The sequence below is a fragment of the Methanomassiliicoccus sp. genome (assembly GCA_012719175.1).
Lineage (GTDB): Archaea > Thermoplasmatota > Thermoplasmata > Methanomassiliicoccales > Methanomassiliicoccaceae > UBA6.
In genome coordinates, this window is record JAAYAX010000005.1 from 280384 (window position 1) to 305045 (window position 24662).

The window sequence follows — 24662 nt, forward strand, 5'->3', positions numbered from 1 at the left end:
ACCCTGACGCAAGCTAACGGTAGCCGCGCCCCTTTTTCCCCCTGCCGAGCAAGGCCTATTGTGGACCCTTCCCTGATCCTCGCCGTCATCTACCTCTCCCTTCTGGGCACGGCCCTGGGGTCGCTGACCGGCCTGGCCCCGGGCATCCACGTCAACACCCTGGCATTGCTCCTGGTCTCCGCGTCTGCCATCATCCTCCCCGGTCTGGCAACGATAGCGACGGCGGCGGGCGGGGAAGAAGGGGACGCCCCCCTGCTGCTGGTTGTGATCATCGTCTCCGCGGCGGTGGCCCACTCCTTCCTCGACGTCCTTCCCTCCATCTTCCTGGGGGCAGCGGAGGAGGACACGGCGCTCAGCACACTTCCCGGGCACCGCCTCCTCCTTGACGGTAAGGGTAACGAGGCCGCCGGCTGCTCCGCATACGGTGCCCTGGTGGGCGGGACCGCGGCCATCTGCCTGTGCCTCCCCCTCACCATGGTCCTGGGCCCTCCCCTGGACCTCATGCTCCTAGTGGAGCAGGCCGCCCCCTTGTTGGTGGCCGCCGCCCTGATCGCCCTTCCGCTCTCGGAGAAAGGGGTCCGAACACGCGCATCGCTGCGTGTCAGGGATGCCTCCAGAGAGGAAGGGTGCTTAAGCCTGGTCCGGCCGGTGCCGGTGGACGGGCAGGAGGCTATCATGGTGGGGAGGGTTCAGCGGGACTGTTGCAGCGGGCCGTGGCTGGTCACCCCTTATGGGAGGTGGCGGCTTAGGGGGAGGGTGCCCTTGGGAACGGTGCGCGTGCACGGCGTGTGGCGGGTGCGGAGGACGGCGCTCCGCGAGAGGACCGCGGCCCTGGTGCTCCTGCTGCTCTCGGGCATGCTGGGCCTTACCTGCATGGAGTCCCGTCTTCCGCTCTCCGAGGTGTGGGAGGGCATGGGGCAGAGCGTGCTGTTCCCCCTGCTCACGGGTCTTTTCGGCATGCCCGCGGTCCTCGCCTCCGCGCGCGGCTCCCCTATTCCGCCCCAGGAGGACACTGGGGAGGTACCACGTGACCTGCGCTCAGGGCTGCTGGGAGCGCTCTCGGGAGCGGTGGTGGGGTGGTTCCCGGGCATCTCCTCGACCACCGGGGTCATCATGGCCTCGCCCCTAGTGCGGGACAAGGACGGGAGCTCCCGCCGCTACCTTACAATGGTCTCGGCCGTGGGAACATCCTCCACCATCCTCGGCCTCCTGGCCCTCGCATTGGCCTTTAAGGGCAGGTCGGGCGCGATGATCGCCGCCAAAGAGGTGCTGGGGCCAGACGGCGCCGTCCTCCTGGCACCTCCCTCGGCATGGTTCCCCGTACTTCTTCTCGCCTCCCTGGTGTCCATGGGGGCCAGTTACTACCTCACCCTGCACTTGGGCCGCTGGCTCTCGCGATTGGCGGGAGGCACGGACCTCCGCCCCCTCAACCGTGCGGTCATGGTCCTGATGGTCGTCCTGGTGACATTGTTCTGCGGCCTCCCTGGCCTGATAGTGCTGGCCACGTCCACCCTGCTGGGCCTGGTGCCCCCGCGCCTGGGCGTGGCCCGCGTGCACCTCACCGGATGCATGCTCCTGCCCACCGCCCTATATCTGTCTGGCCTGGACGCAGCTCTCCTGGCGGTGCTTTGATCGCATCCCCTTGTCCCGCTCCCGCAGGCGCTCGATGTTCCATCCGAAGGGGGAGAGGAGCTCGGCGGCGCCGCGGAGGCTGAGGTCCACATAGCGCTCGGCGTCGTACCTCTCATCGCCGTCCAGGAAGGGGGCGACCCTGACCCTCTGCCACGAGCTCCTGCTGGCGGAGTCCATGATGAGGTACTCCACCGCCTGCCCGGGCTGTAGCTCGAAGCCCTGGTCGTGCAGCTGCTGCAGCGCGGCCACCGAGTCGTTGTACTGCACATACTCCTCCAGGCGCCGGGAGATGCTCTTCCTCATTATCAGGCGCGCCCTCTCCACGGTCCCGGAGCGCACCTCCTCGACGTAGCGATCCAGTACCTCCAAGGAGGAAGGTACCAGCTCCAGGAACGCGCTCCGGTCGGCGGCAACGGAGAGGTGGCGGAGCATGTCCTGCTGGAGGTCCTCCACCAGCAGGGGCGTGTCCTTGCGCCGCACCGCGATCCCCCGGAGCTTCAGTTCCCCGTCCTCGAACTTCCCGTAGTAGCGGTTCAACGCACCCACCCCCGTGGATATGTTGGGCAGGAAGACGATCCAGGCGTACCGCCCTTCCAGGTTGAGAGGTATGCCCATCTCCCGGGTGATCTCCTCGCAGTAGGACGCCACGTCGCCGTCCCCCCGCAGCCACAGCGAGTCCACGATCCCATGCAGCACATCGAAGCCGCGCCTCTCCGCAAGGTCTGCAGACCGCACCAGGATGTCCCTCCCGAAGGCGGTGATGGACTCATGGCACTCGATCCTTCCGAAACGTGCGTTCCTGTATCCAGTGTAGCCGAAGCAGGTGACCAGCACCCACTTGAGGGCCTTGGCCCGCTGCTCGTACATCTCCCCCTTACGCCCGCCCTGACCCTTGATCTGCTTATACACCCGCCGGCGGTTGAGGATGGGGACCAGCACCTTGGGGACCAGTCCCTGCCGCTTCTCGCAGATGTGGTACCCCAGCTCCGGCACCGTCCTCGAGGAGCGGGAGCAGCAGGGACACATCACCGTCTCCGGGGAGATGTTATGCCGCACCATGATGCTGGGGTACAGGGAGAAGAAGTCCACCTCCCACACCTGGTCATGCACTCCCACCTTGGGCTCGTAGATGAACCCCCCGCGGTCCGAGACTATCAACGCCCCGGCGGTCTTGAAGTCCTCGGGGAGGTTCTTCTTCCACAGCACCACGTGCCCGCTGCGCACGGCCTCATTCACCTGCATGGCGCTTATGGCGCTGCCCGGGGAGAGGCGGGAAAGGTCCTGCAGAGGTATCATGGAAAGGCGCGACATCTCGATCAGCCCGTGCAGGCCGCTCTCCCGGAAGGTGAAGGAGGACTCGCGGTCGATGTGCACCCGGCCGCGTAACTTGTGGCCAGGGGGCTTGTACACGATGCGGCCGTAGGTGAAGAAGCTCTTCCCCCGGGAGGTCCTCTCCCCCCTCTCGCGCCCCAGCTCCAGGGTGACGTCGTTAACCTGCGCCCGGTGGTGAAGATAGGGGAGGTAGAAGCTGTCCCCCTTGGAGGTGTAGATGATGTCCGGGTCCTGCTCCCTCATCAAGGATTGCAGGTCTATGATGATCCCGTCCTCAGGTCCGTCGAGGACCACGTCACCGACCTCCACCGAGGCGATGGGATCATCTAAGGTAGGGATCCCCGCTCCCTCGGTCCGGACCTTCAGCTCCGCCGAGGTCAGCGCAGGGATGGGGTAGTCGAGGCGCAGGTTCGAGTCCAGGCTGTGCAGGGAGGGGAGCTCCACCAGACCCATGGCGAAGATCCCCTTGGCCAAGAAGTAGCGCTGGTCCATCCTCAGGTCCACGTTGTACAAGAGGTGGTCGCGGTAGCCTCCCCAGGAGTCGATGGTCACGGCCAGGGGCTGTATGGCCGCGTAGTCCCGCACCGCCACCGAGAGCACCTCCCGTTCCTCTCCGCCCAGCTCCGTCCGGCGGCGCACCAACGATACATCCTTCACCCCCAGGAGGGCAAGGTCCCGTGTCAGCTTCTCCAGCCTGTCCCTGGAGGCGAGCACGTAGATGCGGGGTATGAAATCCTCGACCACACGTTCCACCCCTCGGTTGGTCCACACCCAGGTGACCATGCGGTTCTCGGCCATGTCCGCATAGCAGTCCAGGACCCATCCTCTCACCCCTTCCCCCCCAGCCTCCGGATCTCCTTCTCCTGCTCCAGGAGTATGGACAGGAGAGCGCCCTCCACGGGGTCGGAGAAGGCCGCATAGGTGGAGGCCGAGGCATGCGCCCGCGCCCGGTTGACCATGTGATCGAACACTTCCCGGTCCTCCTTGGGTAGCGCCCTGCGGAAATCGCTCCAGCTGTTGATGATCGATTCCAGGGTCATCCGGTAGGTGGGCACCGTCCTTCCCATGTCACCGCCTCAAGAACTCTTCCAAGGTGGTCTGGTTATGCGGCACGGCATGGTAGTACATGGTCTCCTGGCGGTTGGGCAGGGTTATGCGCAGGCAGCGGGAGGCGTTCTCGATGCGCACGATGTCGTCCGCCATGCCGTACAGGAGGTTCTTCAGGCTTTTCCTCTGAAGTATCTTCATCAGGCCGTAGTTGGTGATCAGCGTGGCCACCCCGCGGTCGTGCGAGAGGTCCCGCAGGCGCTCCACGCACCGCCTTATCAGCTGGTACGATTCGGACCACCGCATCTCCTTGTCCTGGAACATGTCCGGAAGGCAGGACACGATCACCATGCCGGCCCCGGTGCGCCTCACCTCTTCCTCCAAACGCTCGTCGATAAGGGATACCAGTTGGTAGGCGGTGAACGCCCGGGCCACGCTGATGCTGTCCAGCACCTCGGTGCGGTCCAGGCCGAAGCGCCTGCATATCCTCCCCAGCTCGTAGGGGTTCACGGAGTTGCCCCCGTCCACCCACACCACATCCTGGCCCAGGGTGCTGACCCCGTTAACGCACAGGATATGGGTCAGGTCGAAGAGCATGCGATCAGAGGAGTCCAGAAGGGTCATGCTACCAGGCCTCAGGCCCCCGAAGAAGGCGTCCAGGGTGGGAATGGAGGTGCGGACGGTCCGCTCCCCGTGCATCGTCAGCTCCCGCTGCGGCGCAATGGCCAGCGAGTCCGCTTCCCTGGTCGATAGGCTCATACTCTCCTATCCGGCATTCGACCCGCGGATTATATGAACCTGAGAGGGAGAGTTGCCCGAAAGTAGCCCTTCGTTTCCAGTGGGCTGGGCGTTAAAAATCGCGCCGCAAGCCGCGCCGGACGTCCATGCGACGGTCTCTAAGACCGCTCACGTCGCGCCTGGGCGGGTCACCTTCTCCCCATGGAATACCTGGCATCGGTGCAGGCCTTCGAACCCCGGGCCACGCCGGCCTTGGTGCATTCCCTTTTCAGTTCGCAGAAGATGCATCTTTCCCATGCTCGCGGCGTCCCTCTCCAAACATTGGTCGGCCGTTCGCTCTCAACCTGTACCTCTGCTTCCTTGATCTCGGTCTGAGGTTCCATGAATACCATCCCCGGCGGTCATCATGTCACAGTCTATTGTTCCCTTCTGTCTGAGTTGCATGTCCCAGGAATGAGCGGAGGACACGGAAGGGGGCGGAAAGGATGTGGCTAGCAGTAGAGAGCACGCCTGCCGGGAACAGTTTTAATAACGGCCAGCTGACATAGGTCGTAATGAGGTATCCATTATGCCCAGCTGCCACGAGATGAAGATGGACCAGGTCTACGTATGCAAGGACTGTGGCCTAGAGCTGCAGGTCGTTAAGGAGTGCAAGGAGTGCGGTGCGGAATCGTGTGGTTGCGTGCAAAGCTGCTCTTTTGAATGCTGTGGTAGTCCCATGGCGCTGCGTGAATGAGCATCATAGGGTAATCAAGCTGAAACATCAGCATAGGTGCGCGGTCAAACCACTTCAATATTTTTCACCTTCCTACCTGGAGGTCACGAGCCTATCAGATATCTTCTGCCTGTCGACGGACATGCTAGATGGCACGGGGGCGCGACATTAAGGAGGAACAACGTGGGCCAGGCTGGAAAGTCCGATACCTTTAACTATGATATCCAGCATCGAAACCGAGATGTCGGGGAGAGAGCTAGCGGTTCGGCTGGGCAATGGGGTGGAGGTCCTCGGGAGCAGGGAGTACTACTTCGACGCCGAGACCATAGGGCCCAAGGGCACCTTCTGCATTTCTCACGCTCACTCCGACCACATGCCCAAGCGGATAGTGGGGCAGAGCGTGACCTGCTCCGACATAACCCTCCGCTGCCTCAACAATCGGAGCAAGAAGAAGCAGGTGGTGCGGTCCCCTCCCGATGGCGTCCGCATGCTCGACGCCGGCCATATGGCCGGATCGCGGATGTTCCAGGTGGAGGTTGATGGCCGTGAGGTCCTGTACACCGGCGATCTGTGCACGCGGGACCGCTGTGGCAACAAGGGCGCGAGACCGGTGAGGACGGACGTCCTGATCATCGAGTCCACCTACGGAAAGCCGAAGTACGTTTTCCCGCCCAGCGATATAATCGCCGGCCTCATACGCGATGAGGTGGAGGACAACTTCTCTCAGGGACGTTCGGTGTCCCTGTATTCCTACCCCCTCGGCAAGTCCCAGGACATGCTGCGTGTCCTCCAGGAGTTCTGCCCCTACACCGATGAGGCGGTGTTCAACGCCACCTCCCTGGTCCGCAGCGACGATGACCCCCTGGAATGCCAGCTGTGGAAGGAGGACGAGCCTGGGGATCCGTTCCTCGTCATATGCTCCCCATGGCTGAAGCGCACTGCCCAGGAAGAGGTGCTCCGCCGCAAGTGCGTGAAGCGCCTGGCGGTATCGGGATGGGCCTTGGACAGCGGATACCGGGCGAGGATGGGGGTGCACGAGGCCTTCCCCTTCTCGGACCATGCGGACTTCAACGACCTCATTGCCTTTGTCAAGGCCTGCGAGCCGGAGGTGGTGCTCACCCACCACGGGTTCGCCGAGTCGCTGGCAGTGGAGATAAAGGCCCGGCTGGGGATCGATGCCCGCCCCCTGATCCGTGGGCAGCGGTCGCTGCTGGAGTTCTAGTGGGGGGCACGATCGGGAATGCTCTATATACTAAGTCCAGAGAGCAGTATGATCGCTCAGATGCCGTTCAGGCGGTGGTCGTACTTCCCGCTAGCCATCCGCTCCATCACAGTATCGCCTATCCTATCGAGCTGCTCCTCGGAGAACAGTCCGGAGGAGATGCTCTTGGAGCCGGTGGACGACAGCAAATGAACGGTCCCGCGAGATACGCCGAACCTCCTGGCGATGGGACCTTTGGTGACCCGTACCATCTGCACCTTATCGTAGCTCATCACGACGGTCTCACGGTCAAGGATGCCGTTGACGAACGTGAACAGTTCCTCCCCCAGATCGATCTCCCGGACGCGATAGGAAACGCGCGCCGCGTAGACGGCGGCCAGTATGGCCAGCGCTGTGAGGAGGGGCAGCAAGTAAGCAGCCAGGTTCAAGAGCCCCTCCTGGGAGGCGTTCTCGCGGAAGAGGACGGCCGATGGGTACGCCATCGCCAGGACGAGGAGGACGGAGGCGATGAGCGTCCTTATGCGCAGCACGCTCCAAGCACCTACAGGCTGTTTCCCTGGAGTGCGCTCGTAAACGAACTCCGGAACCAGCTCGCCGAGGACCTTCTTGATGGTCTCATCATCCTTGAGCAGGCATATCACCGGGCGCGAGCTGCCTTCGCTGTCCCCGGAGGCGATGCCCACCACCTCCGCCTCGATGCAGGAACGATGCAGGAGCCTCGAGGCGAGGGTGCTCTTGACCCGCACCGCGTTTATCTTGGAGATGCGGAACGAGGTCTTGTACGTCCTTATCAGGCCGTGCTGCAGGTGGATGAACTCGCCCTGGCGGTGAACCTTGAAGTTGTAGTATCGGAAGAGCTGTGTTATCGACGGGACCATCTGGATCAGGAAGAACATGAACAGCGAGGGAAGGGCCGTGCCGCCGGCACCCATCTCCGTGGTCACGGAGTTATACATCTCCACGATGGAGTTGGCCAGGAACACTCCTCCCAGCAGGGTCTGGGACGTGGGAACGCTGAACAGGCTGTGAACGACCACGTCCTTGGTGGAAAAGGATACTATCGACCTCATTTCCTCCTCTGCCGGAAGGCTCTGATCATAAAGATGCCGTGACATCTCGCCCCTCAGCCGCTCTGCCAATTCCCGCTTGAACGTGAGCGATGCCTCTGGAAGTATGGCGTTGTGCCCGGAGTTGATGTTGATCATGAGCTTGGACGTCCCGAAGATCCTGTTCAGAAGGCCCTGGCTAATGTTCACGGCGGCGATCTTGGAGTACGGAAGGACCTTCTTGAACTTGAACAAGGTGTCCCTCTCGATAACCACCTCCTTTTCGCTGAAGCGGATGAGGGTCCTCTTCCATCGGCGGTAGCTGAAGAGGAGGGTCAGGGCCAGGGCGCCCACGCCCAAGGCCGCCACCAGGCTCATGTCCAGACGCCCGAAAATGAATAGGAACAACGCCATGACCACGATGATGTGCAGCGTGTCCTCCACGATGATCGTGGGATGGCAACGGAGAGGCTCCCCGGTCACGTTGATTCCCTGTCCCGAAGCATGGTGCCGATCAGCCTGTTAAGCCTTTCCGCCATCTTCTCCGCCTCCGCTATCTCCAGGTAGCTCACGGTGGCTATGCCCCCGGCGGTGGTTACATTGACATGTCCCAGGCCCAACATGTTATCTATCGGGCCTCTGGAGACCTCCACTTGATGGATCCTCTCGATGGGCACCATCACATGCTTTAAGAACAGGATGCCGGAGCGGACGTCCACTCGGTCCTCGGTGATCTTGTAGCGGTATCGAGAATAGAACACCGGAGGGGCCGCCAGCATGTAGGCGAGGACGATCACCAGGAATGCGAGGCCGATGAGCTGCACCATGCTGCGGGCATCGCCGAGGCTCTCTCCAAATAGGCTCATGAGCAGGATGAACCCCACCAGGAGCACGGCGTAGGTTATGGCGTAGCCCAGGTACATGGACCACATGCACTTCTTGTTCAATCTTAGATAGCTGGCCGTGCCGTCCTTCTCCTCCCCATCTGTCATCTAGACACCTGAGAACGGGGAGGAGGATGAGCCTTCAGGGCTTTAATCTATCCAGTGTGGGCGGCCGCCCTCGATCGGCTCCTCGACGCCTCACCTTCCCAGGGCGATATGGTAGTCCTTGGAGTTGAGACGGAAGAGCACCCAGTCCAGCTTGATCGCTCCCCTGCCCTCGTAAAAGTCGTGGGCCGGAGTATTCCAGTCCAGGGCGGTCCACTCCATCCTTCCGCATCCACGACGCTCGGCCTCCTGGACGCAGAAGCGGAACATCTCCTTCCCCAGCCCCTTCTTGCGGTGCTCCTCCAGCACGAAGATGTCCTCCAGGAACAAAGAGGGCCGGGCCAGGAAGGTGGAGTAGGTGAAGTAGAAGGCTAGGTATCCCACGGGGACGCCGTCGAGCATGGCCAGGTACGCTTGGAACAATGGCGGGTCGGAGGTTACGTCCCGGACCAGTCGGGCCTTGCCGTCCTCGTCGGGAGGGTCCAGGGACTCGAAGTCGGCCAATGCCTTGATCAAAGACACGTAGTGCTCCACGTTGGTCCGGTCCACCTTCACGATCCGCAAGTCCTCCGCCGCCTGGGCCATGGTCCCTGGGAACGGCGATGAGGGTAAAATGCGTTACGGCCCTTTGGCGTCCGATGTCCCCGTCTCGTCGTCGAAGAAGAAGAGGTCATCTATCTTCATGCCCAGGGCCTCGGCGACATCATGGGCAAGGCGAAGGGAGGGGTTGTACTTCCCCTTCTCCAGGAACACGATGGTCTCCCTTCTCACCCCGACCTTCTGGGCCAGGTCCTCCTGCGTCAGGTCGAGACGGGCGCGGTGCTCCTTAATGGTGGTCCTCATTCCACGTCTCCCTTGCGTCCCAGGTACCAGTTGAATCCGAAGATGGACACCACTATCACGATGAGAGTGGTACCCACCGCCTGGGCCATGGTCACCTTATACCCCCCGCCGAAGCCGAATATCATAGCGATGGTCGCCACCCACAGCAGGACAGTGTACCACGAATATGTCATGGCCAGGGTCCCTATGCGGGCGGCCCTCTCGTCCTTGAGCGGCTGCTTCAGCCCTATGAATTCACCCATCCCGCCCATGAACAGCCCCATACCTAGCATGACCTGCAGCCAAAGGATGCCGTCCAGGGTGTCACCGATGATCATCAGGATCCCGCAGCCGATGAGAAGCAGACCCCCCAGGGCCACGCTTATGGTCCTTGCCTTGACCATGTCCATGCTCAAGCGGTCACCCCCCGTTCCACATCGATCTCATCGTACCAAATCTTATAGCTCAGCATAATCACGGCCATCGCGCAGATCACACCAAGGCTAAGCTCCATTCCTTTCTCTAATGCCAGAAGCAGGTCGATGATGAAGACGATCCCTGTGCCGATGATAGCCACCCGGGTCATTTTAAAGTTGCTTTTCTTGTTCATGTAATCACCAATGTTATTATATTCTAACTTTATGTGTGATATACATAACATAGATAATAAACTTTGTTATGTTTTTCTAACATTCCCCATCGTCAAATATCGTGTATAAAGATCCATTCCCTGCGGTAACAGATCATTCAGCGGAGAGCGTCCGCTCCTTTGACAGGAAGACCATGGCAGTGGCAAGCACCATGCAGACCAGCATGAACAGCCAGATCCCCTGATAGGATGCCACAGAGCGGTCTATCAGCATAAGACCGGTCACCTGCTGTAGGATGGCGCCGCCTGCGAAGGGGAATATGTTCAAGGCCGCGGTGGTAGTGCCCACGATGGCGATGGGAAACAGCTCCTTGACCTGAGCATAGCTAACAATGAAGAATCCTCCAAAGAAGCCGAACAAGAAGTTGACGACCATATACGCCTCGACACTGTCGGTGTGCCCCGCCATGAGCCATATGGCAGCCCAGACGATGGTATAGGTCACTGCGCCGATGATCAGGACCTTCCTCCGTGACCGAAGGATCTTGTCCGAGATATAGCCAGATATGGGGCAGCTTACGATCATCCCAATCCCGATGAACGTAAGGACCGTACCGATGGTAGCATTGTCCCAGCCCATGACGTCTTTGAAGAACGGTCCTGCCCACAGACCCTGATACACCATCATGCTCCCGTAGGTGAAGAAGAACCAGATGGCCAAAGGCCAGAACCTTCTCCCGGAGCCGAAGGTCATCCTCAGCGCCTGCTTCATGGATAAAGTCTCTGAGGTCGAGGGGTTCGAATCCATACGGCCACTTTCCTCGTCCTCGATCTCCTGTATGGTAGGAAGACTCAGTTCAGAAGGACGGTCCCTGGTGATGATCCAGGCTGCTGCCGCTATGATCGTTGTAATGATTCCCAGTATTATGAACACCTGCTGCCATCCGAAGGCCTCGGACATCAGCACCAATGGTCCCGCCGCGCTCAGACCGCCCAGATTGCCCACGGCCAGGAGGATGCCGGAGAGAGAGGCGAACTCGTTCTTACGGTACCAGGTGGCCAGTATCTTCATTATGGGGATGTACACTGCCGCCACCCCTATCCCGATTAACAGCCGGCCCAGCATGACCAGCTCAAAGTTGGTGGCCACACCGGTGAGAAACGCCCCGGTCGCCGCCAAAAGCGTGAACGCGCTGACGGTCCTGCGAGGTCCCCATTTGTCAGCCAGCAGTCCTGAGGGTAGCTGCATCACAGTGTAAGCGTAGAAGTATATGGAGCTGAGCACGGCGATCGAGGCCGCTCCCACACCCAAGCTGATCTGCAAAAAGTTTGAGACCACGGCGGGGGACACCCGATGGAAGTAAACGAAGAAGTACGCGAAGGCCAGTATTCCGAACACCGCCCATCGGTATCTAAGAGTTCTTCTTACAGCGTCCTTGTTCAAAGCCATGTCTTCAATCGATCGGGACCGGTCGACCTATATGGCCCAGGAGTGGATGAGCTTTGTCCATAACACGTCCATCGTGCCTAACAAAACATCTGGCAGGAGTTGAGCTGCTCCATCGGAAAACGCGGGTCTTCCATAATGGGCGGACTACCACATCTTGGGATACGTGCCTGAGGGCATGTACACGCGGTCGGTGGTGCAGCCGATCCCTTCCTTGGCCTTTACCATCTCCTCGGCCGTCATCTTGGCAGTCCCCACGGCCACGACCTCGCCCTTGAGCGTGAAGAACGCCACCATCGTCTCCTTCACGACCGTCTCGTCGACCTGGGCCACACCAACCACGGCTAGGTCGGCCCCGTGGCAGATGGCGTCCACGGCACTGTCCTTTACGATCACCCGGGGCAGGGGATCGAACAGCACCTCGAAGGGCATTAGCATGGAACGCAGCCATTTCTCATCCCCGGCCTTCCAATCCACGTAGGCGTCCTTTATGTCCTGGAGCGTGACCGAGCGGTCCTCGCTCATGTTTCCGGAGCGCACCCGGCGCAGGTCTTCCATACTGGCGCCCACGCCCAAGGCGTCCCCTATATCCACGCATAGCGTGCGGATGTAGGTTCCGGCATCGCACTCCACGCGGAACAGCACGTCCCGTCCCTTTATCTCTAAAATGTCCAAACGGTGAACGGTCCGGATACGCATCTGCCGCTTCACCGCAGAGCGCACAGGCGGAGTCTGATAGATGCGGCCTATGAACGTTCCTATAATCCGGCGTACGTCCTCCTCCTTGCGGTCGCGGTGGAGGCGCATGAGGCAGACGTACTCCTTGTCGGAACGCAGCACCAGGTTCAATGCCCTTACGGCTCGGCCGGTGGCTATGGGGAGAACGCCAGAGACCTTGGGGTCGAGGGTTCCGCCGTGACCGATCTTCTCAGTCTGCAGGATCTCCCGAACCCACGCCGTGGCCTGGTGCGAGGTCGGGCCCATGGGCTTGTCCATGTTGATAACCCCTGCCTCCAGCAGCTCCTCCACGGTGCGGTCCTGAGGTCTCTTCCCCGCACCAACGCTCAAGGGGCTCTTGTCACGGACCAACATATTAGCCATATTGCTCAACCGCCGCTTCGCATATCCTGTCCGCCACCTCGCTCGGTGTCAAGAAGGTGGTGTCGACGATAAGGTCGTATATGCTGCGGTCACGGATGTCGATGTCATAGTATTTGAGGTATCGCCTGACCTCGCACTCCTCCCGCTGCATGATCTCCTCCCTTCTCTGCTCCACCGTTCCCCCCTCCCGCTCCGCGACCCTTGCGGAGCGAACGTCAAGGTCGGCATCCATGTACACCCGGAATGCGGAGATGTCGTTGCGGGTGAGCATGTAGGCGGTGAGGCGCCCCTCTAGAATGATATCGTCCTGGCAGCGGGCGATCTGCACCATGCGGTCATCGAGCATCCGATCGGCCTCGGGGTCGGTCTCGCACATGCGGCCGAAGTCGGCCAGGGACATGCGCGATTCCCTTGCCATTTGGCGGAAGATGTTCCCGGAGATTATGACCTCCAGGTCAAGCCTCTCCGCCACTAGCTTGCAGACCGTCGTCTTCCCCGAACCTGGGGGCCCGCTGATAGTGATCCTCATACGGCTGGAGCCTCGATGGTCCTCAGCCGCTTACGGAACTGGACGTACCTGAGGGCCCGGCCCAGTATCTGGCCGAAGGGGATGGAGATCAGCGAGTACAGAAGCACCCAGTTGGGGAACACGTTGAGGGCGTTGAGGTCCACGTTCGATGCCCAGGGGACGTTGACCACAGCAGCCGGTCCCAGCCCAGCCATCCATACTGAAAGCCATGCGAATATGGGGATGACCACGAGCATGGTCAGGGGCATGAGCTTCATTTGGGTGGTGGACATGTCCATCGACTTCTTCATGATCTTGGGCTGCTCTTCGGTGAGCTTCTTGATCTTGTACTTGTTGTTCTCCAGCCTTGCCTTCTGCAGCTCCTTGTTGAAGGCGTTCACGATCTTCTGGCTCTCTGCCTGTCCAACATAGTCGGTGAAGAAGTGCCGGACCAGTATGGTGGCGGCGGTCATGAGGATGCCCGTCAGGAACAGGGTCACCACTGGCATGCTGTTACCTAAGCCCACTGTAGGCTCGAACGCGTATCCGACCATCGTTCCCAACCAGTGACGAAGGTCCTGGTCGAAAAGGATGAACATTGCGAGCACGAAGGTGAACATGGTGATGAACGTGCTTATCTGCTTCTTAGGGTCAGGCGCGGGCCTGGCACTGGGTACGTTAGCGTCCATTTATCACTCACCTCCGAAGAACCCTCTTAGCATGGGGTGCATTTCCATCATCTGCTCTCTGCCTAATGCCTCATAGAACTGTATAAGGATACCTACTGCTAGGAGCACACCGGTACCGGAGGCGTTACCCACCGTACCTATGAGATCGGCTCCCGCTGCCAGTCCACCCACCAGCGCACCGGAGATGACCGTGACCACTGGAATGTATCGTTCCAATACTCTCTTGAGGACACGGGGATCACGCCTGAAACCGGGTATCTGCAGGCCGGAGTTCTCTATCTGCCGAGCCACCGCCTCCGGTCCCATGTTGGTGGTCATGATCCAGAACTTTGCGAACATGATCGAGCCACCGATCATCACTCCTGTATAGGCCAACACCCTGATCAGGATCTGCAGTGAGCTGTGGCCGAATACCATATCAGAGTATTGTTCCGGGTTCAGCATTGGCAACAGCCAACCGGCGAGACCGTTCGGTGTGGACAGATACCACGCCAAACCTCCTGCGGGGGACGAACCGGACTCTGCCGTGAAATATCCCAGCCAGGGGTTGTGGCCCAGTATCGGCACTTGCTGCAACGTGGGATTGGTATAGAAAAGGAGTGCGAACATGCTGATGTTGGCCAGGACCGCCGCCATCAGGATGACCGGGATGTTAGAGGCATACAGCAGCTTGATGGGGTATCGTCCTCTCGCACCACGTGCAGTACCGTGGGCCAGGGGGAGCTCGATCCTCGATGACTCAACGTACGCCACGAACAGGAAGATGATGATCGTTCCCACCAGCGCTATAATGGGATTGGGTGGCTGCAGCAATAAGGATTCATAGCCACCTGACGCCATCGTGCTCGATGGCACGTTCAATAGGTAGAATATGGTCCTTGGAATGGTTCCTGCCGGCGGATTGCTGGTGCTCACCGGAAGGCTACCATCTACGGGGTTCCAGTTCACTGTTCCTGTGAATATGGCTTGCGCTACGCCAGCTGCTATGAACAGCGAAATGCCGCTCCCTATGCCCCATTTGGAGACGACCTCGTCCATCAGGAACACTAGGTACGAGCCTAAGAACAGCTGTATGATGATTATCGAACGGGCGATGTTCTCGCCGCTGAAGGCTCCGGTAGCGCCCATGACACTGTCCAGGCCGGTCACTAGGGCGTCCGAGGGTACCAGGTATCCGAAAACCTGGGGGATCGACTCGACCAGGATCATCACGATGACCAGGAACTTCTGGGTTCCCTGGTATACCGCCTTGTCCTCATCATTGGTGAGGTCCAGCTTGATGATCTTGGCGCCGACGAACAACTGCATTATGATCGAGGCGGTGACTATCGGACCAATGCCCAGGTGCATCAGGGAGCCTTGGGCCCCCGCGAGGATCGCCCTGTAAGGGCCGAACAGATCTATGACGTTCTCTTGATCCAGCCCATACAGGTATACATTGGTCATGACGAAGTAGAAGACCAACATCAGGATGACCCACAGGAGCTTGGTCCGGAAGTGCACGTGCCCTTCCGGACGCTTCACTGCTGGGAGCCTGTCCGTCAGCGGTTTCAACTTGTACAGTCTACTTGTGCTATGCTCGTCGGCCATATTTATCACTCGTAGCGAACCACGACTACGGTTGGGCTACCGAGCCCCCAGCAGCCTCGAGCTTTTCCTTCGCTCGGGCCGAGGACTCGGCAACCACTACTTCGAACGAGTTTGAGACCTTCCCGAATCCCAGGAGCTTGTCCACGCCCATATTGGCAAGGTTGATTTTTACTTTACCGTCCTGGTTCACAGCGAAGCCCTGTTTCAGGAGCTCTTCGAGACGCTCCTCAAGGTCACCGACGTTGAGGGTGATCTTGGCGGAAACGACCTTCTGCGGGCGCTTGAAGCCGTGGCGGCCGAAGTGCAGCGGGTCGTATTTGAGCACGGATATTGTCTTGTGTTTGTGTAGGCCGGCGTTCCCGTGACCTCCGATCTTGCCCGCTCCTCTGCCGCTCTTCTTCCCACGCCCATGGGTCCTGCTCCCTCTGAACTTGTTAGTTCTGCTTGGCATTTTTACACCTCACAGCATTCTCTCGATTAGGGCGTTGATCTTATCGCCCCTATACCCCAGGGACCCATGGGTCTTGAGGTCCTTCTTCACAGCCTCGTATCCCTTGGCGGGAGGATGCAGCCTGAACAGGGGCTTGACGTCCTTCAGCTCGGAGTACTTGGTCTCGTCCTTGACCACGCTCTTGGCGAAATCGTCCACCGTGGCGAAACGGGAGCTAGCTCCCATGTAATCGTCGTCGATGGGCTTGTCACCCATGAGCCGGCCGCGGGTCCTGATCATCTTGACGAGGGTTTCCTCGGAAACCTCCCCCCAGGTGATGAAGTCCTTGGCCTTCTGCAGCATTCCCTTCATAGCATCGTTCTCGGGGATGATGACGCAGTGGTTGACGCGGGTGAGGCGGAGCATGCACATCGTGTCCTCGATGTCCTTGTTTATCTTCCTGTGTCCGCGTACTCTGATTACCGCGAATGCCATATCAATCACGCTTCCTTGAGCGCGGCGGGGTCCCCCTCGATGGGGGAACCGGCCACATGGACCTGGGTAGGTCCGCTGATGATCTTGAGGCGCTTCTCCTGCTCCTCGGTAACTCTGACCTCAGAGGTCCTCTTCAGAGCATCGAACGTCGCCAGCGCATAGTTGACGGTGGTCTTGGTGTGCCCTCGGGCGAAGCCCCAGGAGTCCTTTACCCCGGCCAGGCCGAGGATGCTCTTGGCGACGTCACCGACGGCCAGTCCGATACCGCGAGGCGCCGGCTTCAAGGTGACCTCGACCGAGCCGGTGGTTCCGGTTACGGTCATAGGCAGGGAGTGGGCCGTTCCGCAGCCGCATTCCCAGGACCCGCAGCCCCTCTTGATCTCTATCATGTTGAGCTTGGCATTGTCGATGGCCTTCCGGATGGTAGGCCCGACCTCCTTACCCTTCGCACGGCCCAGGCCGACGAAGCCGTCGCCGTTGCCGACGCAGCTGGTGACCGCGAACCGGACCCTACGCCCGGAGTCGGTCATTCTCTGGACCATGTTGAGGTCGATGACCTCGTCCTTAAGTTCCGGCAGGAGGATGTCGACGATCTCCGGCTCCCTCAGCGGAAGCTTGGTGGCCAGGGCCTGGCTCATGGTGGTGATCTCACCGCTCAGGACCATCTTGCCCAGTTTTGTCTTCGGATTCCATTCTGCCATCTCAGTTCGCCTCCATCCGGCTCTTGACCTCTTCTATAGTCTTGCTCAAGTTCTCATCGATGTGGGCACCGTTGATCCTATCCTGGGTGGGGAGAACCTCCTCGCCATGGGGGATGTTGATGCCCGCGTCGAGCATGCCCTTCAGGGCGGCGAAGACCGCTGAGCCTCTCGCCGGTCCCTTCAGGCCTATGTCCAGGACCGCATTCTCGACCCCGTTCTGGGAAGCCCTCTTGCCGGCCAGGTAGCCGGTGAGGTAGGCTGCGGGAAGGTTTCCGGTGGCACCGGTCCACCCGAGCTTTACCAGCTCCTTAGCGGTGGCGGTGGCCAGGACCTTGTCCCCGACCTCGTCGTAGGTGATGAACTGGACGTTGGCGTTCCTGTGGGAGATGCGTACTACTGCTCTGGGGACACGGCCCCTGAGAAGCCTCTGCCTCTGCCTGTAATCTGTCCTTCCCTCCCTGCGCCTGCGGAAGGGCACTCTGTATCTCGGTCCGTCTGCCATTTACTTGGCCTCCTGCAGATGACCCTCGCTCTTAAGGTGGGTCAGCAGGTGCGCGCGGCTCTTGAACACGCCACCCTTGGCCTTCATGTAGAACTCGCGGTAGATATGCTTGGATATCTTGCCGCTGTCCCTAAGCTCTCTCAGCTCAGCCCTCAAGGGTCTGATGGTCTGTATCCAGTCCCTCTTGGTGGGGCTACGGGCGCCTGCCCTGCCCTTCCTGCTGCCAGGTCCGCGTTGGCGTCCCTTCTTGCGCTGGGCCTTGTTGTACCTGGTCCTGCCCTGGGAGATCCCTGCCTTGGGCAGGGCCTTGATAGTGCCTGACTCGATCGCCGTGCGGATATCCGCCCTGGTGATGGCGTCGGACAGGTCCTCTGCCCTGTTGGGATCGATCCAGACACGGTTCTCCCCGCAATCCAGGATCTCTGCGGCCATGCGCCTTTGGTTCTTAAGGTCCATTTTCATCCCGTCCTGTTCAGGACACGAATGCCCAGTTCATCGGCCTTCTTCTCGATGGCCTGACGCTTCTTGAATCCCACACTGCCGCCGACCCTTACCGCCTGGACCTTGGGGTCCACCTTGTCGAGCTGGTCGGGGTTCCACACCATTACCTCCTGGAATCCGGAGGGGTGCAGACAGCGGACCTTGGCCGGTCCGCGATAGCCGATGCTGACCACGTTGGGTCGATACTGGATGTGCCGGCGCATCTTGCTGTGCATGCCCCGAGGCCTTCTCCACTTCTCGCCGAGTCGGGGGAAGCGGAACCACTCCTGCCGAAGGAAGGCGATACGGTCATGGCTCATCTCATAGCGGAGGGCCAGGAGCTTCTTGGTCTCCTCATCGAGCTCCGGCTTCTTCTTGACCACGTAACCGTCCTTTTCGACGATCTGGGTCTCGGCCTGCTCGACTATCTCCACGTCCTCCTTGGCCTTCTTGGTAACCTTCTTCGCAGAAGCATGTGCCAGGGCCTTCTCATCAACATCGGGAACTGCGTCCAGAAGTTCCTTCCAGTTCGCCATGATCTTGGGACCGACCCCAACGAGGTCGTCCACGATCTTCTTTGAAGTCTCCTTGTTCTGGAGAGCCTTCTTCAGGTCAGGAAGGGTCTTGATGCCCATGTCCTCGAGCTGCTCGGTGTACTCCGCCTTGTAGTGAGGCAGGTCCGCCAGCTCGTTCAACACTACCTTCTTCTCCTTGCTCATGAGCTCACCTTCTTGGCCTTCTCAGTGATGTATATGCCATCCTGGAACACCCGGGGATCGTAGCCCCAGATCTTGGTGGCATATTCGATGTTGGCTGCCGTCTGACCGACCGCCTCGACATTGATCCCTGTGAGCACAACATCGTTTCCCTTTACCACGATCTTGGTGTCACCAAGGATCTTGGCCATACGGGGAGAGCGCTCTCCGAGAAAGTTCTCGATGACGAACTTGTCGCCCTTGACGGCCGTCTTCATGGGGAAGTGGGAGTACACGATCTTCATATGGTACTCGAATCCCACGGTAACACCCTCTATCATGTTTGTCAGGTGGGATGAAAAGGTGCCTATCATGGCCTTGTCCTTCACGCGTGGTAGCTCGCACCTGATGACGAAGTGGTCTCCGTCCACTGTGACCTTGGTCTTAGGGTTGCTGAAGTCCCGGGCGAGCTTGCCCTTGGGACCCTTGATCTCCACGATGGCTCCGTTGACGGTTACGGTGACCCCCTTGGGGATGGCCACCCTTTCCTCTAGATGTCCGCTTAGTGTCATCGCAGTCCCTCAGTACACATAGGCCAGAAGCTTTCCGCCTACCCCTAGCTCCTTGGCCCGGGTATGGCTCACGACGCCCGCGGTGGTCGTCATGATGAGCACCCCAAAGTCCTGAGCGGGGAGGTATCTGGCCTCAAACCTTTCCAGGTCGTTCTTCTGCACCGAGTATCTCGGCTTGATCACGCCGCAGTTGTTGATCTTGCCCTGTATCATTACCTTGAACACGCCAGCCTTGCCATCCTCGATGAACTCGAACTGGTTGATGTAGCCGTGCTCCTGCATGACCTTCAGAACCCTTCCGATCAGCTTCGAGGAGGGGCGTATCATGCACTCGCTCTTACCTACTGAGGCCGCGTTCTTTATGGTCGACATGGCGTCGTTAAGTGGGTCGCTCTGCATGTCATCACCTCAGCTATACTTCTTGAACCCGATCTCCGGGGCGATCTCGCGGAAGCACTGCCGGCAGACGTGCATACCGTACCGGCGCACGATGCCACGCTTTCTTCCGCAGCGCAGGCATCCCTTCTTCCTTCCAAACTCTTTCTTAGTCTTCACTCGACCACCTCGACTTTGTATTGCTCCCTCATGAAGCTGATGGCCTCATCTCTGGTCATGCGGTGCTCATGGGGTATCTTCCTGGACATGATGCGCCGCTTGGCCACCCGGTACCCTGGCCTCATGAAGACCACGTTGACATCCATACCGAAAATCCCGATCTCTGGGTCGTATTTCATTCCCTCGAAGTCGGTGTAGTCGGGCAATCCGAAGGAGAGGTTCCCCTCCTTGTCAAAGGAATAGCTGGCCACCCGGTTATCGCGGATGGACAGCGCCTTCTGCAGGAATTCCTGGGCCTTCGCTCCCCTCATGGTGACCTTGCATCCGATGGGCATGCCGTGCCTGACGCCCAGGTCACGGTTGGTGACCTTGGCGGTGGTGACCACCGGCTTCTGCTTGGTGACCATGTTCAGGACCTTGAGGGCCTTGTTCAGGCGTTCCCCGGCCTCGCCAACGCCGATGTTGACGACGACCTTCTCGATCCTCGGCTGCCTCATGTCGCTCATATCGCGGCCTCCTCTGGCAGCTCTATCTCGGGCGCCTTGGCGCCGATCACGAAGACATTGGATTTGACGGTGGAGGTGCCGTTCTTGAACTTCACCAAGTTCTCTGAGGTGAGCCTTGTGATCATGTACTCCTCCACGATGGCGATCTCCCCTACGTGGGCACCCGATGTGATCAGGGCCACGCTTCCCTTGTTCAGGTCGTAGTGTTCCAGTATCTTCTGGCTGGGGACCTCGATCTTGAGAACATCGCCGGTCTTGTACTCTCCCCCGTCGATGAGGATGTTCCTCCCATCGTGCAGGTTGAGCTGGGTCTTACCACCGGGAACGGTCGTCTTGTTCTCGATGCGGCACAGCTTCCAGGCCGCCTTGGCCTCGGGTATCCTGACGAGCTCCAGCTTGCCGCGGCGGTTTATCACCATGCGGTAGGTCGCGCCCATCTTGGGCAGGGAGACGATGTCCATAAGGCCAACGCCCTGCTTGAGGCTGGTGACTATTTTGCCGTCCACTAGGAGCCCCTTCTCGAACAGAACCGCCCTGACCTCGCTGGCGGTGTTGCAGACCTTTAGCAGGTCACGCAGAACAACGTTCACCGGAATGCTGTCCTCCAGGGCGTGAGCGCCGGGGGATGGCTTGGTGATCCAGGCGTTGCTCTTCCTCTTCACGGGCCAGCTGCGGGGTGCGGTCAACCTCTTGATCTCATTGCTCATTGTGAAACCTCCTTGGCCTTGGCGAGCTTCTCCTTCCTCTTAGGGTCGGAGAGGTCCAACTTGATGATCTCTACCTTGGACGCATGTACGGGTCGGGCGGTCTGGGTGCCGTCGGCCTTGGCTATGGTGACCCCATCCACGGATACCCTACCGGTCCTGGTGAAGACGGCAGCAACCCTGCCTTCCATGCCGAGGATGTCCTCATCTCCCCGCATGATCCGGATAGTGTCTCCCTTCCGTACCTGGAGCGAGCGGAGCCCATACTCCTTGCTGAGCTCCTTGCTTAGGTGGGAGGAGACGTTCTTCCTCCGGATGTGTAAGGGAGCGTTATAGAAGGCCTTCCTCTGCTTCCTTGCTTTCTTGCTCTGTACCATTTTCTCACCTTCATATGATGGTAGAGGCGGTTGCCGCTATTCGGGGCCACCTCTCCGCCGCTTCCCTCGCTACGGGTCCCTTGATGTCCGTTCCCTTGGTCTCCCCCTCCTCTGTGGTAATGACCGCGGCGTTGTCCTCGAACGAGATCATGACCCCGTCAGCGCGGCGGAAAGGCCTGCGCTGCCGGACTATGACGGCGTAGACGACCTGCCTCCTCATCTCGGGGGAACCCTTCTTGACTGAAGCGATGACGATGTCACCGACACCGGCCTTGGGGTACCTGCGGGCGGTCCCGTGGTAACCGGGGACGGTGATGATGGATATCGTCTTTGCTCCCGTGTTATCGATAACGTTGAGCACGGTGCCGGTCTGGACACCGCGTGACTGCTTGCCAGCGATTCCCTTCATCGTGGTCACCTCTTCTCAACGATAACGAAGGAGACGGTCTTGCTCAGTGGGCGACACTCCATTATCTTGACCTGGTCGCCAGCCTTGATCCCCAAGCAGGGGGGGTTGTGCACTGAGTAGTGGCTCGTCCTCTTCTCATAACGTTCGTACTTCTCCTGGTATTTCAGATAGTTGCGCTCCACCACCGCGGTCTTATCCATCTTCGTGGAAATGACAACCCCTTCGATGGTCATCCCCTTAACCGACAGTTCCCCATGGAAGGGGCAATGCCTGTCGGTGCAGGCGGACTCCGGCGCTTTAACATCGATTCCAATATCCTTGACTTCGTTAGCCATTGGGATCACCTAATCTTCTTGATACGATCCTCAGGTCGGTGCTGGATCTCCGAACCGTGAATCAGGACCTTTTCTCCCTGGTATGTGAACAAGAAATCATGAGCGGCCTTGGGCACGGTGACCTCGCGGTCAGTCCGGCGCAGAACAAAGGTGTTCTTGGTCTCGTCCACTATGGTGCCGCTGATATTACCGCAGCCCGCATTGGGCAAGACCTCCACCTCCAATCCTATCAGTTCCGATCTCATGAAATCCCTCTTGTTCAAGCTCATCTGACATCCGTCTTGAAGCCCATCTGTTCGAGGACCTCTTTGACCTTCTTCTTGTGGTCACCCTGCAGCTCAATGCGGCCCTCTTTGGCCGTACCGCCGGCGGCGCATTTGCTCTTCAATTTCTTTGCCAGATCGTCCATGTCTATGTCGTTCTCGTCGATGCCTTCGACCACGGTCACGATCTTTCCGTATCGCCTGCTGTCGGTGCTGATCCTAACTGTCTGCTGCTCACGTGCGATCTCCTCGCACATGCACAGTTCCTTGGGTAGTCCACATACCGGGCAGATTTCAGCCATTAGTGCTTCTCCTCCTCCTTCTGGATGGTCTCGATCCTAGCTATGTTGGTCCTGAGGGCCCGTATCTTGCCGGGGTTGGCGGGCGCTCCGCCCATTGCGGCGGTGCCTCTCTCATGCATGAGATCGTCGCGGAGCTCGCGTAGTTTCTTGACGCGCTCCTCGCCGCTCATGGTCTTGATCTCTGACGTGCGTAGAAGGGCCATTACTGCTCTCCCTCCTTCACGCCTTCGCCCTCATCGATAGGGGCGGGTTCCTCAGCTGTGCTGCTGTCCTCCAAGGGGACAATAGGGGAAGGCTCCTCCTTCTTCACCATCAACGGTGCGATCTCGGGGAACTTCTCCATTGCCTCCGCCGGGGCAGTGATGTCGATCTCGTCCGGAAGCTTCGCATCCGGATGCATGATCTCCACTGTGACGCCGATGACGCCGGGCTTGAGCTTCGCGACCGCGTAGCCCTTGTCCACGTTCTTCAGCTTGGTCTCGCCGCAGAACTTGATGTAGCCATCCTTGAACTTCTCGGTCCTGTGCCTCTGCCCAGTGAGCTTGCCTGCGATGACGATGTGGCAGCCCCGGGCGCCGGACTCCATGACCCTGCGGATGGTGCTGTGACCCGCGCGGCGGAAGTGCCACCCCCTCTCCAGGGCAAAGGCCAGCTTCTCGGCCATGATCTGGGCGTTGAGGTTGGGATTAGCTACCTCCTGGACCTCCACCTGAGGGTTGTCGAACTTGAAGTCCTCCTCGATCGCTCGGGTGAGGTTCTTGATGGCCGCACCGCGGCGACCGATCACGATCCCGGGGCGCTCGGTGATGAGCGTAACCCTTGTCCCCATGGGGGTCCTCTGCACGTCTAGCCCGCCGAACCCTGCCCTGGTGACCTCCTTCATCAAGTATTCCTTGAGGAGGACCCTGCGGACGTTCTCGGCTATGAACTTCCTTTCGTTTGCCATATTTACTGTGCCTCCTCCAGGATGACCTCGATGTTGACGGTCTGCTGGTTCCAGGGCGTGCTCCTGCCATAGGCACGGGGCATGTGTCCCGGAATGGTCCGTCCGAGGTTCGCGGTGATGACCTTGACCTTCATGTTCTCAGAGTCAAGGCCCTTGTACTCTGCATTGTGCTTAGCGCTCTGGATGACCTCCAGGATAGCCTCGGCGGACTTCTTGGGGAACCTTCCGGGGCCCACGCCAATCTTGTGGGCGACCCCGGTGTTGTAACGTCCGAAAGGTACCGGCCTCTTGAGGTCGATGACCTCCTCTAGCATCCTGATAGCCACGGTGACGCTCTTGCCTCTGACCATGCGGCAGATCTCGCGTGAGTCCTTGGGGGAGACAGGTTTCTCCTTGCCAATGGCCTTCGCGGTCTTGTCCGGATCGGTGTATTGAGTGTATCCAGCCATGTAACCACCTTACTTAAGCGGCAGGAACTTGGAACCCCTGGTGGCACCGACGCCTGGTCCAGAGTGCTTCACTTCATGCCTGGTCATGGCGAACTCGCCAGTGAAATGTCCTATCATCTCCGGCTTGATCTCGAACTCAAAGAACTCCTTGCCGTTGTGAACGGCCACCCTCTTCCCTACGAACTGGGGGATGATGGGGACGTCACGGCGGTGGGTCCTGGTGATCTCGCGGTTACCGGACTTGAGAACCTCGAAGGCGGTCCTCTGCTCATCATTCATTCCCCGGGCCAGGGTCCTCCGGGCACGGGACGGGAGCAAAGTGACCATCTCGTCAAAGGGCATCTCCAGCAGCTCCTCCATCGTGAAGCCACGGTAGGTGAACTCCTTCTTGCGCCGGGCGGTGATGCCGCCCTTCTTCTTGCGCTGCTTCCTGCGCGCGGCTTTCTGGCCGCCAATCTTCTCCTTTGCCATCTA

General features: G+C 59.7%; 38 protein-coding genes. 3 read left to right on the forward strand and 35 right to left on the reverse strand.

Annotated features, from left to right (window positions below; translation table 11 throughout):
• The first annotated feature begins 60 nt into the window (after nucleotides 1-60).
• Nucleotides 61-1632, forward strand: coding sequence for a hypothetical protein (locus GXX95_05000; protein NLT37496.1), 1572 nt, complete (start codon nucleotides 61-63; stop codon nucleotides 1630-1632).
• On the opposite strand, the gene GXX95_05005 is transcribed toward GXX95_05000, so the two are convergent.
• The 4 genes from GXX95_05005 to GXX95_05020 form a co-directional block, all read right to left on the reverse strand.
• Nucleotides 1588-3795, reverse strand: coding sequence for a hypothetical protein (locus GXX95_05005; protein ID NLT37497.1), 2208 nt, complete (start codon nucleotides 3793-3795; stop codon nucleotides 1588-1590). The two genes, GXX95_05000 and GXX95_05005, sit on opposite strands and share 45 nt — an antisense overlap.
• Complete coding sequence (locus tag GXX95_05010; protein NLT37498.1) at nucleotides 3792-4031, reverse strand: hypothetical protein; 240 nt, start codon at nucleotides 4029-4031, stop codon at nucleotides 3792-3794. Before GXX95_05010 ends, GXX95_05005 begins: the two co-directional genes overlap by 4 nt.
• A gap of 1 nt (nucleotide 4032) precedes the next feature.
• Nucleotides 4033-4770: a hypothetical protein gene (locus tag GXX95_05015; protein ID NLT37499.1), complete on the reverse strand. Its 738-nt coding sequence runs from the start codon at nucleotides 4768-4770 to the stop codon at nucleotides 4033-4035.
• A gap of 167 nt (nucleotides 4771-4937) precedes the next feature.
• Nucleotides 4938-5132 carry a hypothetical protein gene (locus tag GXX95_05020; GenBank protein NLT37500.1) on the reverse strand — a complete coding sequence of 65 codons (195 nt, stop codon included), beginning with the start codon at nucleotides 5130-5132 and terminating at the stop codon, nucleotides 4938-4940.
• A gap of 185 nt (nucleotides 5133-5317) precedes the next feature.
• Between GXX95_05020 and GXX95_05025 the strand changes: the two genes are divergently transcribed.
• Together GXX95_05025 and GXX95_05030 are read left to right on the forward strand one after the other, a co-directional pair.
• A complete protein-coding gene (locus tag GXX95_05025; GenBank protein ID NLT37501.1) occupies nucleotides 5318-5485 on the forward strand; it encodes a hypothetical protein in 168 nt (55 codons plus the stop codon).
• A gap of 196 nt (nucleotides 5486-5681) precedes the next feature.
• Entirely contained in the window at nucleotides 5682-6686 is a 1005-nt protein-coding gene (locus GXX95_05030; GenBank protein ID NLT37502.1) for a hypothetical protein, read from the forward strand.
• 56 nt (nucleotides 6687-6742) lie between these two features.
• Here the strand turns inward: GXX95_05030 and GXX95_05035 are convergent, their stop codons facing one another.
• The 31 genes from GXX95_05035 to GXX95_05185 form a co-directional block, all read right to left on the reverse strand.
• A complete protein-coding gene (locus GXX95_05035; protein NLT37503.1) occupies nucleotides 6743-8215 on the reverse strand; it encodes a PH domain-containing protein in 1473 nt (490 codons plus the stop codon).
• Nucleotides 8212-8724 (reverse strand): PH domain-containing protein, encoded by a 513-nt coding sequence (locus GXX95_05040; protein ID NLT37504.1) that lies wholly within the window; start codon nucleotides 8722-8724, stop codon nucleotides 8212-8214. Before GXX95_05040 ends, GXX95_05035 begins: the two co-directional genes overlap by 4 nt.
• A gap of 90 nt (nucleotides 8725-8814) precedes the next feature.
• Complete coding sequence (locus GXX95_05045) at nucleotides 8815-9306, reverse strand: GNAT family N-acetyltransferase (GenBank protein ID NLT37505.1); 492 nt, start codon at nucleotides 9304-9306, stop codon at nucleotides 8815-8817.
• 33 nt (nucleotides 9307-9339) lie between these two features.
• On the reverse strand, nucleotides 9340-9564 hold the full coding sequence (locus GXX95_05050) for a helix-turn-helix transcriptional regulator (protein ID NLT37506.1): 225 nt from the start codon (nucleotides 9562-9564) through the stop codon (nucleotides 9340-9342).
• Complete coding sequence (locus tag GXX95_05055; GenBank protein ID NLT37507.1) at nucleotides 9561-9959, reverse strand: hypothetical protein; 399 nt, start codon at nucleotides 9957-9959, stop codon at nucleotides 9561-9563. Before GXX95_05055 ends, GXX95_05050 begins: the two co-directional genes overlap by 4 nt.
• Nucleotides 9956-10153: a hypothetical protein gene (locus GXX95_05060; GenBank protein ID NLT37508.1), complete on the reverse strand. Its 198-nt coding sequence runs from the start codon at nucleotides 10151-10153 to the stop codon at nucleotides 9956-9958. The genes GXX95_05055 and GXX95_05060 overlap by 4 nt, the downstream gene beginning before the upstream one ends.
• Before the next feature lie 133 nt (nucleotides 10154-10286).
• Nucleotides 10287-11582: an MFS transporter gene (locus tag GXX95_05065; protein NLT37509.1), complete on the reverse strand. Its 1296-nt coding sequence runs from the start codon at nucleotides 11580-11582 to the stop codon at nucleotides 10287-10289.
• A 144-nt stretch (nucleotides 11583-11726) separates the two neighbouring features.
• Complete coding sequence (locus tag GXX95_05070; protein ID NLT37510.1) at nucleotides 11727-12680, reverse strand: RNA-guided pseudouridylation complex pseudouridine synthase subunit Cbf5; 954 nt, start codon at nucleotides 12678-12680, stop codon at nucleotides 11727-11729.
• On the reverse strand, nucleotides 12673-13209 hold the full coding sequence (locus GXX95_05075; GenBank protein NLT37511.1) for an AAA family ATPase: 537 nt from the start codon (nucleotides 13207-13209) through the stop codon (nucleotides 12673-12675). Before GXX95_05075 ends, GXX95_05070 begins: the two co-directional genes overlap by 8 nt.
• On the reverse strand, nucleotides 13206-13877 hold the full coding sequence (locus GXX95_05080; GenBank protein NLT37512.1) for a DUF106 domain-containing protein: 672 nt from the start codon (nucleotides 13875-13877) through the stop codon (nucleotides 13206-13208). Before GXX95_05080 ends, GXX95_05075 begins: the two co-directional genes overlap by 4 nt.
• 3 nt (nucleotides 13878-13880) lie before the next feature.
• Entirely contained in the window at nucleotides 13881-15467 is a 1587-nt protein-coding gene (gene secY, locus GXX95_05085) for a preprotein translocase subunit SecY (GenBank protein ID NLT37513.1), read from the reverse strand.
• A gap of 25 nt (nucleotides 15468-15492) precedes the next feature.
• The gene (locus GXX95_05090) at nucleotides 15493-15918 is read right to left on the reverse strand and encodes a 50S ribosomal protein L15 (protein ID NLT37514.1); all 426 of its coding nucleotides are present in this window, start codon (nucleotides 15916-15918) and stop codon (nucleotides 15493-15495) included.
• Nucleotides 15919-15927: 9 nt separating this feature from the next.
• Complete coding sequence (locus GXX95_05095; GenBank protein NLT37515.1) at nucleotides 15928-16392, reverse strand: 50S ribosomal protein L30; 465 nt, start codon at nucleotides 16390-16392, stop codon at nucleotides 15928-15930.
• Nucleotides 16393-16397: 5 nt separating this feature from the next.
• Nucleotides 16398-17093, reverse strand: coding sequence for a 30S ribosomal protein S5 (locus GXX95_05100; GenBank protein ID NLT37516.1), 696 nt, complete (start codon nucleotides 17091-17093; stop codon nucleotides 16398-16400).
• A gap of 1 nt (nucleotide 17094) precedes the next feature.
• Nucleotides 17095-17595, reverse strand: a complete 501-nt coding sequence (locus GXX95_05105; protein ID NLT37517.1) for a 50S ribosomal protein L18 — start codon at nucleotides 17593-17595, stop codon at nucleotides 17095-17097.
• The gene (locus tag GXX95_05110; GenBank protein ID NLT37518.1) at nucleotides 17596-18051 is read right to left on the reverse strand and encodes a 50S ribosomal protein L19e; all 456 of its coding nucleotides are present in this window, start codon (nucleotides 18049-18051) and stop codon (nucleotides 17596-17598) included.
• Between the two features lie 2 nt (nucleotides 18052-18053).
• Nucleotides 18054-18458, reverse strand: coding sequence for a 50S ribosomal protein L32e (locus tag GXX95_05115; protein ID NLT37519.1), 405 nt, complete (start codon nucleotides 18456-18458; stop codon nucleotides 18054-18056).
• 332 nt (nucleotides 18459-18790) lie between these two features.
• Nucleotides 18791-19342: a 50S ribosomal protein L6 gene (locus GXX95_05120; protein NLT37520.1), complete on the reverse strand. Its 552-nt coding sequence runs from the start codon at nucleotides 19340-19342 to the stop codon at nucleotides 18791-18793.
• A gap of 9 nt (nucleotides 19343-19351) precedes the next feature.
• Nucleotides 19352-19741 (reverse strand): 30S ribosomal protein S8, encoded by a 390-nt coding sequence (locus GXX95_05125; protein NLT37521.1) that lies wholly within the window; start codon nucleotides 19739-19741, stop codon nucleotides 19352-19354.
• Between the two features lie 9 nt (nucleotides 19742-19750).
• On the reverse strand, nucleotides 19751-19918 hold the full coding sequence (locus GXX95_05130) for a 30S ribosomal protein S14 (GenBank protein NLT37522.1): 168 nt from the start codon (nucleotides 19916-19918) through the stop codon (nucleotides 19751-19753).
• Nucleotides 19894-20403, reverse strand: coding sequence for a 50S ribosomal protein L5 (locus tag GXX95_05135; protein NLT37523.1), 510 nt, complete (start codon nucleotides 20401-20403; stop codon nucleotides 19894-19896). The genes GXX95_05130 and GXX95_05135 overlap by 25 nt, the downstream gene beginning before the upstream one ends.
• Entirely contained in the window at nucleotides 20400-21110 is a 711-nt protein-coding gene (locus GXX95_05140) for a 30S ribosomal protein S4e (protein ID NLT37524.1), read from the reverse strand. The genes GXX95_05135 and GXX95_05140 overlap by 4 nt, the downstream gene beginning before the upstream one ends.
• The gene (locus GXX95_05145) at nucleotides 21107-21484 is read right to left on the reverse strand and encodes a 50S ribosomal protein L24 (protein NLT37525.1); all 378 of its coding nucleotides are present in this window, start codon (nucleotides 21482-21484) and stop codon (nucleotides 21107-21109) included. The genes GXX95_05140 and GXX95_05145 overlap by 4 nt, the downstream gene beginning before the upstream one ends.
• A gap of 10 nt (nucleotides 21485-21494) precedes the next feature.
• On the reverse strand, nucleotides 21495-21893 hold the full coding sequence (locus GXX95_05150; GenBank protein ID NLT37526.1) for a 50S ribosomal protein L14: 399 nt from the start codon (nucleotides 21891-21893) through the stop codon (nucleotides 21495-21497).
• A 5-nt stretch (nucleotides 21894-21898) separates the two neighbouring features.
• The gene (locus GXX95_05155) at nucleotides 21899-22228 is read right to left on the reverse strand and encodes a 30S ribosomal protein S17 (protein NLT37527.1); all 330 of its coding nucleotides are present in this window, start codon (nucleotides 22226-22228) and stop codon (nucleotides 21899-21901) included.
• 5 nt (nucleotides 22229-22233) lie between these two features.
• Nucleotides 22234-22497: a ribonuclease P protein subunit gene (locus tag GXX95_05160; protein NLT37528.1), complete on the reverse strand. Its 264-nt coding sequence runs from the start codon at nucleotides 22495-22497 to the stop codon at nucleotides 22234-22236.
• Nucleotides 22494-22793, reverse strand: coding sequence for a stress response translation initiation inhibitor YciH (yciH, locus tag GXX95_05165; GenBank protein ID NLT37529.1), 300 nt, complete (start codon nucleotides 22791-22793; stop codon nucleotides 22494-22496). The genes GXX95_05160 and yciH overlap by 4 nt, the downstream gene beginning before the upstream one ends.
• Nucleotides 22793-22996, reverse strand: a complete 204-nt coding sequence (rpmC, locus tag GXX95_05170) for a 50S ribosomal protein L29 (protein NLT37530.1) — start codon at nucleotides 22994-22996, stop codon at nucleotides 22793-22795. Before rpmC ends, yciH begins: the two co-directional genes overlap by 1 nt.
• Nucleotides 22996-23739 carry a 30S ribosomal protein S3 gene (locus GXX95_05175; protein NLT37531.1) on the reverse strand — a complete coding sequence of 248 codons (744 nt, stop codon included), beginning with the start codon at nucleotides 23737-23739 and terminating at the stop codon, nucleotides 22996-22998. Before GXX95_05175 ends, rpmC begins: the two co-directional genes overlap by 1 nt.
• Before the next feature lie 2 nt (nucleotides 23740-23741).
• Nucleotides 23742-24188, reverse strand: a complete 447-nt coding sequence (locus tag GXX95_05180; GenBank protein ID NLT37532.1) for a 50S ribosomal protein L22 — start codon at nucleotides 24186-24188, stop codon at nucleotides 23742-23744.
• A gap of 9 nt (nucleotides 24189-24197) precedes the next feature.
• Complete coding sequence (locus tag GXX95_05185; GenBank protein NLT37533.1) at nucleotides 24198-24659, reverse strand: 30S ribosomal protein S19; 462 nt, start codon at nucleotides 24657-24659, stop codon at nucleotides 24198-24200.
• Nucleotides 24660-24662: the final 3 nt, after the last annotated feature.